The following is a 12879-nucleotide window of genomic DNA, read 5'->3' as shown; positions in this document are numbered from 1 at the left end:
TGCAGGAGTACGACAGTGAAAATTTACCTGGTTGGCGGCGCGGTGCGCGACAGCCTGCTGGAACTGCCGGTGGTCGACCGCGACTGGGTGGTGGTCGGCGCAACGCCGGAACAGTTGCTGGCGCAGGGCTACCAGCAGGTCGGTAAAGATTTTCCGGTCTTTCTCAACCCGCAAACCCATGAGGAATACGCGCTGGCGCGCACCGAGCGTAAATCCGGCCACGGCTATACCGGTTTTATCTGCCATGCCGCCCCCGATGTGACGCTGGAAGAGGATTTGCTGCGTCGCGATCTGACCATTAACGCCATTGCACAAACCACCGACGGCGAACTGGTCGACCCTTACCACGGCGTTGACGATCTGAAAGCCCGCGTGCTGCGCCACGTTTCGGCGGCGTTTGGCGAAGATCCGCTGCGCGTCTTGCGCGTCGCGCGTTTTGCCGCCCGCTTTGCCCATCTCGGCTTCACCATTGCGCCGGAAACCGCCGCGCTGATGCGCCAGATGGCCGACAGCGGCGAGCTGTCGGCACTGACCGCCGAACGCGTCTGGAAAGAGACGGAGAAAGCGCTGCAAAGCCGCAGCCCGCAGGTTTACTTCCAGGTGCTGCGCGACTGCCATGCGCTGGGCGTACTGTTTCCGGAGATCGACGCGCTGTTCGGCGTCCCCGCGCCGGAGAAGTGGCACCCGGAGATCGACACCGGCATCCATACGCTGATGACGCTGGCGCTCGCCGCACGGCTCAGCCCGGAGATTGACGTGCGCTTTGCCGCGCTGTGTCACGATCTCGGCAAGGGGTTAACGCCCAAAGAATACTGGCCGCACCATCACGGCCACGGCCCGGCCGGCGTACGCCTGGTCGAGGCCATGTGTCAGCGTTTAAGGGTGCCGAACCCGCTGCGCGATCTGGCCAAATTGGTGGCCGAATATCACGATCTCATCCATACGGTAAATAAACTGCGGCCGGAAACGCTGATCAAGCTGTTTGACGCCATCGACGTCTGGCGCAAACCGCAGCGGCTGGAGCAAATCATCCTGACCAGCGAGGCCGATGCGCGCGGCCGCACCGGTTTTGAGGAGCTGCCGTACCCGCAGGGTGACTACCTGCGGGCAGCCTACCGGATTGCCAGCGGCGTATCGGTGAAAGAGGTGGTGGCCAGCGGCCTGCAGGGGCCGGCGATTCGCGAGGAAGTGCAGCGCCGCCGCCGGCAGGCGCTGGCAACCTGGAAAGCGGCGCAGCCCCAGCCGTAACGGCCATAAAAAAACCCCGCGGTGCGGGGTTTTTTATTACCGACTGTCGGCCTGCGGTTTACATAAACACCACGTATACCGCCGCCGCAACGATAAAGCGGTAAATGGCAAACGGCACAAACGAAATACGTTTGATCAGCGTCAGGAAGGTTTTAATCGCCACCAGCGCCACCACAAAGGCGGTGACAAAGCCGACGGCAAACATCGGCAGATCCGCTAGCGTCAGGAAGTGCAGGCTCTTGTACAGGTCCAGACCGCTGGCGCCGATCATCATCGGCACGGCGAGGATAAAGGAGAACTCGGAGGCCGCATAGCGGCTGACGCCGACCAGCATGCCGCCGGAGATGGTCGCCCCGGAGCGCGAGAAACCCGGCCACAGCGCCAGACACTGGAAACAGCCGATCATAAACGCCTGACGGTGGGTGATATCGTCCAGCCCGACCGCGCGCGGTTTTTTCGGCTTCAGCCACTCCGCCGTCAGCAGCAGCACACCACCGACCACTAACGCATACATCACGTTTTTCGGCTCGAACAGTGATTTGATCACCTCATGGAACAGCAGCCCCAGCACTACCGCCGGCGCCATTGCCAGCAGAATGTGAGTCAGCTTCAGGTGGCCCGGCGTATGTCCCTCGTGCGCCACCGGCTTGCCGCCGAAGTGGATGCCGATCAGGCCGAACAGACGACGCCAGAACATCACCACCACCGCCAGGATAGAACCTAACTGGATGATAACCTCAAAGGTTTTCGCCTTATCGCCGGTAAAGCCCAGCCACTCGCCCACGATAATCATGTGCCCGGTTGAAGACACCGGCAGGAATTCCGTTAATCCCTCTACAACCCCAAGAACAAATGCCACAAACAGTGAATGCATGTCCGCCATGTGCGCGCTTACCCCACAATTCTTCCGCTATAAACATAAAAAAGCGGCAGTGTTTAAGACATTGCCGCTAAAACAATTCTGCGTTTCAGACCACGTTAGCGGCCTTTCGTTGCATCAGCATGACATTTATTACGCCGGACGCCGGCCTCGTTCAATCACAACGCCAACCCGGCTGGCCTGCGCCACCGCGCCCGGCTTGCTGACCTTAATACGGACCCATGGGGATTTAAAGCGCTGGAGCAATATTTCGGATATTTCCTCTGCCACGCGTTCCACCAGAGCAAAACGTCCGGATTCAACATGTTGGATCACCGCTTCGCTGATATCGGCATAGCTCAGGCAGTCGTTGACGTCATCACTGGCGGCGGCCTTGCGGTTATCCCAGCCCATTTCGATATCGAACACCAGCTTCTGGCGAATCGTTTGTTCCCAATCATAAACGCCAATGGTGGCGATTACGGTAAGTTCCTCAATAAATACGATATCCATCACGTCATTCTCTGTTTTTGGCCTTGCCGGATACCACTTCCAGCGGAATATGCGTATTATCCATAGATGTTGAGATTAAAACGACCATTATTAAACGGAACCGCGTTATGAGTGCTACCGCGCTTGGCATGATTATCTTCGCGTATCTGTGTGGCTCCATCTCCAGCGCGATCCTGGTTTGCCGGATCGCCAGGCTGCCAGATCCGCGCGAGCATGGCTCAGGAAACCCCGGGGCGACCAACGTCCTGCGCATCGGCGGCCGCGTTGCAGCGGCGGCGGTGCTGGTGTTTGACATTTTGAAAGGGATGTTGCCGGTATGGCTGGCGTATAAACTCAACGTGCCGCCGCTCTATCTGGGGCTGACGGCGATTGCCGCCTGCCTGGGCCATATCTATCCGGTATTCTTCCATTTCCGCGGCGGCAAGGGCGTCGCCACCGCCTTCGGCGCCATTGCGCCCATCGGCTGGGACCTGACCGGGCTGATGACCGGCACCTGGCTGCTGACCGTGCTGCTCAGCGGCTACTCCTCGCTGGGGGCGATCGTCAGCGCGCTGATTGCGCCTTTCTATGTCTGGTGGTTCAAACCGCAGTTTACCTTCCCGGTGGCGATGCTCTCGTGCCTGATTCTGATGCGTCATCACGACAATATCCAACGCCTGTGGCGCGGGCAGGAAGGGAAAATCTGGAAGAAATTCCGCAAGAAAAAAGGCGATGATGCGGCGGACGCCGACAAGCCGGAAGATTCACAATAAACAGGGGCCGGATTATCCGGCCCCTGTTGAGATTGATAACAAAGTCGTTGATGGCCCGAGATACCCGGGCCTAGCGTAACGAGGGGCATTATGGGACGCATCCCTGCGGCTTATACCGCCGGCAGTTCCGCCAACGGCCAGCGCGGCCGCACCGATACGCTCAGTTCCGGATTGGCGCCGTTTTTCAACCGCACCATGCCGGCATAGGCAATCATCGCGCCGTTGTCGGTGCAAAACTCCGGACGAGCGTAAAACACTTCGCCGCCGCGCTTTTGCATCATCTCGGCCAGTTTCGCCCGCAGGGTGCGGTTAGCGCTGACGCCGCCGGCCATCACCAGACGCTTAAAGCCGGTTTGCTCCAGCGCACGTTTGCACTTAATCGCCAGCGTATCCACCACCGCATCCTCAAACGCGCGGGCGATATCGGCGCGGGTTTGCGCATCGTCGCCGTTGCCGCGAATGGTGTTGGCAGCAAAGGTTTTCAGGCCGGAGAAGCTGAAGTCCAGCCCCGGACGATCGGTCATCGGCCGTGGGAAGGTAAAGCGCCCCGCCTGCCCTTGCTGCGCCATTTTCGACAGCATCGGCCCGCCGGGATAGTCCAGCCCCAGCAGTTTGGCGGTTTTATCAAACGCTTCACCCGCCGCATCGTCAATCGATTCGCCCAGCAGGGTATATTCGCCGATGCCGGTCACGCTGATAAGCTGGGTATGACCGCCCGATACCAGCAACGCCACAAACGGGAACGCCGGCGGGTTGTCTTCCAGCATCGGCGCCAGCAGGTGGCCTTCCATATGATGCACCGGCACCGCCGGCACGTTCCAAGCGAACGCCAGCGAACGCCCGATGGTGGCGCCGACCAGCAGCGCGCCCACCAGGCCGGGGCCGGCGGTATAGGCGACGCCGTCAATATCCGCCGCGCTCAGGTTCGCTTCCTTTAACGCCGCCTGAATCAGCGGCACGGTTTTGCGCACGTGATCGCGTGACGCCAGCTCCGGCACCACGCCGCCGTAATCGGCATGCAGCTTCACCTGGCTGTACAATTGATTGGCTAATAAACCGGCCCGATCGTCATACACTGCGATTCCGGTTTCATCGCAGGACGTTTCTATACCCAGTACTCGCATTACCTTTCCCATCATTCACGTGCGGCCGCCAGTTTAGCACAATCGCCGCGATTTTCTGCCAGCCGTGGACGCTTTGCCGTCGCCGTGATGCTATGTCGCTGATTCTCTCGAAAAATGTGTCGGCAATTAAAAACGGGCATTTTTTTCTGATTAGTCTATAATCAGCGGCCGACGCAAAATTGCGCAGCTTGATTCGGATAGCGCCCGCCGGCGGACGGCTTTCTCTTTGAGTTGATGCTTTACAAAGCAGCATCCATTGGAGTAAAATTCCGCACCATTTTGAAAAGGCTGGCGCTTGGCCAGCAGCAAACCGAATTCTATTGAGGTGAGAGGCACATGCCGGTAATTAAAGTACGTGAAAACGAGCCATTTGACGTTGCTCTGCGTCGTTTCAAGCGTTCATGCGAAAAAGCAGGCGTTTTAGCTGAAGTTCGTCGTCGTGAGTTTTATGAAAAACCAACTACCGAACGCAAACGCGCTAAAGCTTCCGCTGTGAAACGTCACGCGAAGAAACTGGCTCGCGAAAACGCACGCCGCACTCGTCTGTATTAATCCTTCGGGGGTAACCCCGCCGCGTGATTTTTTCTTTCTCAAGAACACGCAGACCGAGTAGTTGCATACGAAGGCCGTGCTTTCCGAAAGGAATGCGCGGCTTGTTCTCGTTTATAGGCACGAACCGAGGCTTATGGCTGGACGAATCCCGCGTGTATTTATCAATGACTTGCTGGCGCGCACCGACATCGTCGATCTGATCGACGCACGGGTGAAGCTGAAGAAGCAGGGCAAAAACTATCACGCGTGCTGCCCATTCCACCACGAGAAAACGCCTTCGTTCACCGTTAACGGCGAAAAACAGTTTTATCACTGTTTTGGTTGTGGTGCGCACGGTAACGCCGTCGACTTCCTGATGAATTACGACAGGCTTGAGTTTGTCGAAACCATCGAGGAACTGGCGACCATGCACGGGCTGGAAGTGCCTTACGAGGCAGGCTCCGGGCCAACCCAGATCGAACGTCATCAGCGGCAAAGTCTTTATCAACTGATGGAACAGCTCAGCACGTTCTATCAACAGTCACTGAATCAGCCGAACGGCAAGCAGGCGCGCGATTACCTGCAGCAGCGCGGCTTAAGTGACGACGTTATCCGCCATTTCGCCATCGGTTTCGCCCCCGCCGGCTGGGATAACGCATTAAAACGTTTTGGTCGCGAGCGCGACGGCCGCACCGCATTGAACGATGCCGGCATGTTGGTGACTAACGATCAAGGGCGTTCTTACGACCGTTTCCGTGAACGCGTCATGTTCCCTATCCGTGATAAACGCGGACGGGTGATTGCCTTCGGCGGTCGCGTACTCGGCGACGGTATGCCGAAGTACCTGAACTCGCCGGAAACCGAAGTATTCCATAAAGGCCGGCAGTTATACGGCCTGTATGAAGCACAGCAGAGCCACCCCAAGCAGCTGCAGCGCTTGCTGGTGGTGGAAGGCTATATGGACGTGGTGGCGCTGGCGCAGTTCGGCATCGATTATGCCGTCGCCTCGCTCGGCACCTCGACCACGGCGGAACACATTCAGCTGATGTTCCGCGCCACCGACAACGTGGTCTGCTGCTATGACGGCGACCGGGCCGGCCGCGAGGCAGCCTGGCGCGCACTGGAAACTGCGCTGCCCTATCTGAATGACGGGCGCCAGCTGCGCTTTATGTTTTTACCTGACGGCGAAGACCCGGACACGCTGGTGCGTCAGGAGGGCAAGGCAGCGTTCGAACAACGGATGGAGCAGGCGCAGCCGCTTTCCACTTTTCTGTTCGAAACCCTGCTGCCGCAGGTTGACCTGAGCAGCCCGGACGGGCGCGCCAAGCTGAGCGCGCTGGCGCTGCCGCTGATTAGCCAGGTGCCCGGCGAAACGCTGCGTCTTTATCTGCGCCAGCAGCTTGGCAACAAGCTGGGGCTGCTGGACGACAGCCAGCTCGACAAATTGATGCCCAAACAGGCTGAAAACGCCAATACTTATCAGGCGCCCCAGCTAAAACGCACAACCATGCGTATACTGATAGGGTTATTGGTGCAAAATCCGCAGCTCGCCGCGCTGGTGCCGTCGCTGGACGGGCTGGAGCAGACCAAGCAGGCGGGCCTGCCGCTGTTTGTCGAACTGGTGCAAACCTGCTTGTCGCAGCCGGGATTGACCACCGGGCAGCTTCTGGAGCTGTATCGCGACAACAAATTCAGCCAGCAGCTTGAAACTCTGGCCACATGGAACCATATGATCGTTGAGGATATGGTTGAACAACATTTTATTGACACGCTAACGAATCTTTACGACTCAGTGCTGGAACAGCGGCAGGAAGAGCTGATTGCCCGTGACAGAACCCACGGCCTGAATACAGCAGAGCGTCAGGAACTGTGGTCATTACAGTTGGCGTTAGCGAAGAAAAACTGAATACCAAACGGCTTAAGTGCCGCTAAAAGCGAGGGCAAAGCCCTGCAATATGCTGCCATAGTGGGCCGCGGCAATAACAAAAACGCCCCAAATGCTATTGTTGGCGGTTTCGCCGACCGACACCAACCCAAATACTCTGAAGTGTGGATACCGTCTTATGGAGCAAAACCCGCAGTCACAGCTTAAGCTACTTGTCACCCGTGGTAAGGAGCAAGGCTATCTGACCTATGCTGAGGTCAATGACCATCTGCCGGAAGATATCGTCGACTCCGATCAGATCGAAGACATCATCCAGATGATTAACGACATGGGCATCCAGGTGATGGAAGAAGCGCCGGACGCCGATGACCTGTTGCTTGCTGAAAACTCAAACAACACCGATGAGGATGCTGAAGAAGCGGCTGCTCAGGTGCTCTCCAGCGTTGAGTCCGAGATTGGCCGCACCACTGACCCGGTACGTATGTACATGCGTGAAATGGGTACCGTTGAACTGCTGACGCGCGAAGGCGAAATCGACATCGCCAAGCGCATCGAAGACGGTATTAACCAGGTACAGTGCTCGGTGGCCGAATACCCGGAGGCCATCACCTATCTGCTCGAACAGTATGATCGCGTTGAAGCGGGCGAATCTCGCCTGTCCGATCTGATCACCGGCTTCGTCGATCCGAACGCGGAAGAGGACCTTGCGCCGACCGCCACCCATATCGGTTCTGAGCTGTCGACCGAAGAGCAGGACGATGACGACGACGATGACGACGACGACGACGATTCCGAAGACGATAACAGCATCGATCCGGAAGTCGCCCGTCAGAAGTTCTCCGAACTGCGCGAGCAGTACGAAGCGACGCGTCAGGTGATCAAGGCCAACGGCCGCAGCCATGCCAAGTCTGCAGAAGAGATTCTGAAGCTGTCTGAAGTCTTCAAACAGTTCCGCCTGGTGCCTAAGCAGTTCGACTTCCTGGTCAACAGCATGCGCACCATGATGGACCGCGTACGCACCCAGGAACGCATCATCATGAAGATGTGTGTTGAGCAGTGCAAAATGCCGAAGAAAAACTTCGTCACGCTGTTTGCCGGCAACGAAACCAGCGATTCCTGGTTTGAAGCCGCGCTGGCGATGGCCAAGCCATGGTCGGAAAAGCTGAAAGACGTCGCCGAAGACGTGCAGCGCAGCCTGCAGAAACTGCGCCAGATCGAAGAAGAAACCGGTCTGACCATCGAGCAGGTCAAGGATATCAACCGCCGCATGTCCATCGGCGAAGCCAAGGCCCGCCGCGCCAAGAAAGAGATGGTTGAGGCCAACCTGCGTTTGGTTATTTCTATCGCCAAGAAATACACCAACCGCGGTCTGCAGTTCCTCGATCTGATTCAGGAAGGCAACATCGGCCTGATGAAGGCGGTAGACAAGTTCGAATACCGTCGCGGCTATAAGTTCTCGACCTACGCCACCTGGTGGATCCGTCAGGCAATTACCCGCTCCATCGCCGACCAGGCGCGCACCATCCGTATTCCGGTGCATATGATTGAGACCATCAACAAGCTCAACCGTATTTCACGCCAGATGCTGCAGGAAATGGGCCGCGAGCCGACGCCGGAAGAGCTGGCTGAGCGCATGCTGATGCCGGAAGACAAAATCCGCAAAGTGCTGAAGATCGCCAAAGAGCCGATCTCCATGGAAACGCCGATCGGTGATGATGAAGATTCACATCTGGGCGATTTCATCGAGGACACCACCCTCGAGCTGCCGTTGGATTCCGCCACCTCGGAAAGCCTGCGTTCCGCAACGCACGACGTGCTGGCCGGCCTGACCGCGCGTGAAGCGAAAGTACTGCGTATGCGTTTCGGTATCGATATGAACACCGACCACACGCTGGAAGAAGTGGGTAAACAGTTCGACGTTACCCGCGAACGTATCCGTCAGATCGAAGCGAAGGCGCTGCGTAAGCTGCGCCATCCGAGCCGCTCTGAAGTGCTGCGCAGCTTCCTGGACGACTAATCTGTCCATGTAAATAAAAAACCCCGGCATGCCGGGGTTTTTTATTATCTGTTTTCCAACGACGACGCCAGCTGACGATAGCTGTCCGTCAGCGACTCCAGCGTCGCGCGGTTAAGCCCGCTGGGATTGGGCAGCACCCACACTTCAGTATCGCCAATCATCAGCGCCTGCCGCCCCCAGCTCACCTTACGGATGCCGAAGGCATCGCTGAACGCCTGTTTGCCGAGAATCGCCAGCGCGCGCGGCTGACAGCACAGAATTTTATCGCTTAACGCCTCGCCGCCGCGGCGCAGTTCCTCACGCGCCAGCTCGCTGGCCGCCACCGTCGGACGCGCAACCAGCGCCGTAATGCCGCAGCCGTACTCCTGCAGCTGCTGCCACTCCTCCGGCGCCAGCTGACGGGCGGTAAACCCCGCCAGATGAATCACCTTCCAGAAACGGTTGCTGGCATTGGCAAACGGATAGCCGCGGTGGGCGGAAGAAAGGCCGGGATTGATGCCACAAAACACCACCCGCAGATGCGGCGCCAGAAGTTCCATAATGTCGACGGTCCTTAGCAAGTCATAGCGTTGGTTATCGCAAAATCCGTCAGCAATTACAACAGGCTACAGCTGTGTATAAAAGCACCACACAACATTCTGCCTGTAGACCTGCGCTATCCCCTACCGTATAATCCTTGCCGCATGGCCCCTTAGCTCAGTGGTTAGAGCAGGCGACTCATAATCGCTTGGTCGTTGGTTCAAACCCAACAGGGGCCACCAAATTTTAGCTTTAAAATCATATAACTAAACCACCCTTTGAGGTGGTTTTTTTATTCTCCAATAATCGTCTGGTCGGCATTGCTAGGCCATGAGTTAATCGAAGATGCTTGTTCATTTGGCATAAATCAAATTGAAAAGACGTGTCCGTTCATTTAACCCAGGCTTAACGAAGTCACCGAGTCCTAACTTCTCAATGCCTGCATGGGTAATGCCGACCTTACGGTAAGCCAATGTAGTCACTATTTGGCTAAACAACCTATCGTCGGAAATATATTTTTGTAACGCCAATAGACACTTAGGTCGGCTTTGCAAAATATAATAAGCATAATTAATTATTATAAAATTAGAAATAAGAAGATTATAAGAAGACTGATATTCATTAAAACTATCGCTAATAGCCTGGAACACTACTTTTTTATCTTTCACATAAGCGCTCATAAACTCATCAGGATAAATAAGGTACTCATTGGTATCATTGAAGTTTATTCTGAACAACTCATCATCATCCTCACAAATAAAATCCAATGATAATAACTGGAAGTTAACAATACCGGCTAGCAACTCCTTTTCATTTTTTTCATCAACATCAAAAAACTGGAAAATGGTGCTTACGATCTCTTTAACCGGAATAATCCCAAGATTTTCGGTTTCGAAAAAAATGCAATTATCGGCAATCTTTAACTTTGAGTAACACTCATGTTCTATGCCTAGTTCAAAACATAGAAATCGTAGCATGTAATTCTGGTGTTTTTCCTTATCTGACATTATTGAACCTTTCAGACTAACAAGCTGTAGCGTGTAGTAGAGAATAAATATATCCTTATCCAGACGCTCCCGGTTATCTATGTCAAATAAATATCCTAACCGTGACAACAGGATGTTAATGAAGTAGACGTCATCCGCACTATACCCCAGCTTGTTTAGCCAATTAGTCAGACGGCGAATGGAAAAAACATCATGCCAACGACTCAGTGATTGTAACCTCCCCTTATCATTTTTCATTGCCAGCAGATAAAGATTCTGCTCATCTTCTTTGTAATAAAACGGAGAAAGATCCTGCAAACACCCCCGTGTGTTTAAAAAACTTTCTAACTTATAGCGATATATATTATAAATATTCATATTATTATACCTTGCATGGCTTCCATTTATCTTTATTGTCTTTTTTCTCGACACGGAAAGAGATGATGGAATTGTTGAAAGTATCTATGATGTTGTGACCAATACCTCTCGCCACCGGTTCATTGGCTTTTGATAACACACCATCCTTTAAACCAGTCTATTTATAATCGACTTCCGAGATATCAACATGCTTATCCAATAGCGCAATACCTTCGTTATTGATCGTCATCACCACTCGGTAATTTTCTCTACCGGGGTTAAACCCTGGATTGCTGTCATGATTAGCCCAGACAGTCTTGCTGCCTCGGTTATTCTGCACCAAACCGCCCTTTCCCCCTCTGGCCTGAGTAGCTGCTTTTGCTTCTTCTTTCCCCATATATCGAATGACCTCATCCCGCTTAAGACCCCAGGGATCCGCCCATCCTAAAGGGTTCGGTGCATAGCGATATGGGTTCATTCCCCCCGCCAGCCCTATCGGATCCTGACTGATATAGCTCCCGGTCTGCGGATCGTAGTAGCGGTAGCGGTTATAGTGCAGCCCCGTTTCCGCATCAAAGTACTGCCCCTGGAAGCGCAGCGGGTTGGCCACCCGGTCTGCATGCACCGCCCCCGGCTCGGCATTGTTCCGACCACACCAGCCCGCCCTGCACGTCGGTCAGCCTCACCGGCGCGCCGTTCGGGTCGCAGTGATAGCGGTAACTGCTACGTCAGCTATAACCCTTGCTCTCGTTATTATAATTTACCCAAAAAACCTTTAGGCGGGTTAAACTTAATCCATTTTCTTGTTGTCGACGTCCATATTCTTATAACTTGATTTACGACATTAACCTTTTAACATCTTCAACTGTCAAACTAAAAACATCCATAGTATTTTCTCCAATTCCAAAATTAAGATCTGAATTTATTTTCTTTAACCACAGGTAGAAATCAACAAATATCTTTTCATTCTCACAATTCAATTCCATAAAACCTATATCAGCATGAGACATCTCCAATGAACTTATGATTTATTTAAAAATATCCATGTTTTCATTTAAATCATCATGGCTAACCATCATCAGATTTTTAATTATATTAACTTCATCTGATATATCTATAGTTGTAGGAAGAGACGATACTTTCCTTTCTATTTCTAACAAATTAATAGTAATAAACTCAATAAGATGAGCCATCAAGCGAAATATTGGCGCCATTAGTATCTGATTTAAAACTCCCCCACGTTCCATCGGTTCTGAACACTTCACCTGTTGATGAATTTTTATTAACGTCAATTCCTGTTGCAATACCCCAAGATTTTGCATCGTAGTTCATACGCTACCGCCCTACCCTGATAGTTTTATCTGCACAAAATAATTTTAAATCAAATAGTGATGTAAATACAGACTGATTGAAAAACGAGAACATACCCGATATCAAAACGGATTAGATACGTGATAACGAGGAATGTATCTTACGGAGATTGGTTGATACAGCGCAGCCTAACTAGGCAACCGTTGGTGATCAACGTGATGCCTGGTAAGGTGGTGATTCAGGTTCAGTAGGGTAATATGTTGCCATAGAAATAGGTAAAAAACGGGAAGATCCAGAGAGGATCTTCCCGGATTTAAATGTTATGATTTAATCCAAGTTACTTTTTTCCATATTGATGAGTCATAATCTGCAAAACTTATAACATCCTTCCCATTTGAAAAGTATGTTACAGGGCATCCTTCCTCGCCATTCAATGAATTAAATCCACTTATTGCATTGCAAAGCAATTTAAATGACAACGACTGGGCAATAAAGTCAGTTAATACAGGAAGATAATTGCTTTCAATCGATGAAAGCGATGTTCCCAACTCTATTTCATATAAAAAATCAACATCACTTAAAGTGTCAATAAATCTTATGTCGTCATGAACATAATTTTCTTTGCCTTTTACATACTCTTTATATTCGTCAATATTGAAATAGTCATACTCTGAAATAGAGAAATCAATATCAAAGCAAGAGATCAATTTCTTTAAATTTTCCTCTAGCTCACTTTTACTTTTATAATCTATTAGAATGTTTGATTTAGTTATCATG

Annotated in this window: 12 protein-coding genes, 1 tRNA gene and 1 pseudogene; 6 read left to right on the top strand and 8 right to left on the bottom strand. The window is 52.9% G+C overall.

Annotated elements, in window-relative coordinates:
* The first annotated feature begins 15 nt into the window (after positions 1 to 15).
* On the top strand, positions 16 to 1248 hold the full coding sequence (locus FO014_RS12830; protein WP_160029790.1) for a multifunctional CCA addition/repair protein: 1233 nt from the start codon (positions 16 to 18) through the stop codon (positions 1246 to 1248).
* Positions 1249 to 1306: 58 nt separating this feature from the next.
* Here FO014_RS12830 and bacA read toward each other — a convergent pair whose 3' ends face one another.
* Both bacA and folB read right to left on the bottom strand, forming a co-directional pair.
* A complete protein-coding gene (bacA, locus tag FO014_RS12825) occupies positions 1307 to 2131 on the bottom strand; it encodes an undecaprenyl-diphosphate phosphatase (RefSeq protein ID WP_105232680.1) in 825 nt (274 codons plus the stop codon).
* Positions 2132 to 2260: 129 nt separating this feature from the next.
* The gene (folB, locus tag FO014_RS12820) at positions 2261 to 2620 is read right to left on the bottom strand and encodes a bifunctional dihydroneopterin aldolase/7,8-dihydroneopterin epimerase (protein ID WP_015674031.1); all 360 of its coding nucleotides are present in this window, start codon (positions 2618 to 2620) and stop codon (positions 2261 to 2263) included.
* A 107-nt stretch (positions 2621 to 2727) separates the two neighbouring features.
* Between folB and plsY the strand changes: the two genes are divergently transcribed.
* Positions 2728 to 3372, top strand: a complete 645-nt coding sequence (plsY, locus tag FO014_RS12815; RefSeq protein ID WP_145961088.1) for a glycerol-3-phosphate 1-O-acyltransferase PlsY — start codon at positions 2728 to 2730, stop codon at positions 3370 to 3372.
* A 110-nt stretch (positions 3373 to 3482) separates the two neighbouring features.
* Here plsY and tsaD read toward each other — a convergent pair whose 3' ends face one another.
* Entirely contained in the window at positions 3483 to 4496 is a 1014-nt protein-coding gene (tsaD, locus tag FO014_RS12810) for a tRNA (adenosine(37)-N6)-threonylcarbamoyltransferase complex transferase subunit TsaD (protein ID WP_105232683.1), read from the bottom strand.
* 336 nt (positions 4497 to 4832) lie between these two features.
* On the opposite strand from tsaD, the gene rpsU reads away from it, so the two are divergent.
* The 3 genes from rpsU to rpoD all read left to right on the top strand — a co-directional run bounded on the left by rpsU (position 4833) and on the right by rpoD (position 8929).
* Positions 4833 to 5048: a 30S ribosomal protein S21 gene (rpsU, locus tag FO014_RS12805; protein ID WP_001144069.1), complete on the top strand. Its 216-nt coding sequence runs from the start codon at positions 4833 to 4835 to the stop codon at positions 5046 to 5048.
* A gap of 133 nt (positions 5049 to 5181) precedes the next feature.
* Positions 5182 to 6933 (top strand): DNA primase, encoded by a 1752-nt coding sequence (gene dnaG / locus FO014_RS12800; protein ID WP_105232684.1) that lies wholly within the window; start codon positions 5182 to 5184, stop codon positions 6931 to 6933.
* A gap of 157 nt (positions 6934 to 7090) precedes the next feature.
* Positions 7091 to 8929, top strand: coding sequence for an RNA polymerase sigma factor RpoD (rpoD, locus tag FO014_RS12795; protein WP_105232685.1), 1839 nt, complete (start codon positions 7091 to 7093; stop codon positions 8927 to 8929).
* Between the two features lie 44 nt (positions 8930 to 8973).
* On the opposite strand, the gene mug is transcribed toward rpoD, so the two are convergent.
* Positions 8974 to 9468: a G/U mismatch-specific DNA glycosylase gene (mug, locus tag FO014_RS12790; RefSeq protein WP_160029789.1), complete on the bottom strand. Its 495-nt coding sequence runs from the start codon at positions 9466 to 9468 to the stop codon at positions 8974 to 8976.
* Positions 9469 to 9614: 146 nt separating this feature from the next.
* Here mug and FO014_RS12785 point away from each other — a divergent pair.
* Positions 9615 to 9690: transfer RNA gene (locus FO014_RS12785), tRNA-Ile, on the top strand.
* Between the two features lie 111 nt (positions 9691 to 9801).
* On the opposite strand, the gene FO014_RS12780 is transcribed toward FO014_RS12785, so the two are convergent.
* The 4 genes and pseudogenes from FO014_RS12780 to FO014_RS12765 all read right to left on the bottom strand — a co-directional run bounded on the left by FO014_RS12780 (position 9802) and on the right by FO014_RS12765 (position 12878).
* Positions 9802 to 10812: a hypothetical protein gene (locus FO014_RS12780; RefSeq protein WP_160029788.1), complete on the bottom strand. Its 1011-nt coding sequence runs from the start codon at positions 10810 to 10812 to the stop codon at positions 9802 to 9804.
* A 394-nt stretch (positions 10813 to 11206) separates the two neighbouring features.
* Positions 11207 to 11519: pseudogene (locus FO014_RS24275) on the bottom strand (RHS repeat-associated core domain-containing protein); the annotation flags it as partial.
* Positions 11520 to 11819: 300 nt separating this feature from the next.
* Positions 11820 to 12113 (bottom strand): hypothetical protein, encoded by a 294-nt coding sequence (locus FO014_RS12770; protein WP_160029787.1) that lies wholly within the window; start codon positions 12111 to 12113, stop codon positions 11820 to 11822.
* 309 nt (positions 12114 to 12422) lie between these two features.
* The gene (locus FO014_RS12765; RefSeq protein ID WP_105232693.1) at positions 12423 to 12878 is read right to left on the bottom strand and encodes a hypothetical protein; all 456 of its coding nucleotides are present in this window, start codon (positions 12876 to 12878) and stop codon (positions 12423 to 12425) included.
* Between the last annotated feature and the right edge of the window lies 1 nt (position 12879).

The sequence above is a fragment of the Serratia rhizosphaerae genome (assembly GCF_009817885.1).
GTDB lineage: Bacteria > Pseudomonadota > Gammaproteobacteria > Enterobacterales > Enterobacteriaceae > Serratia_B > Serratia_B rhizosphaerae.
This window is presented reverse-complemented; position numbering and strand designations above follow the sequence as displayed.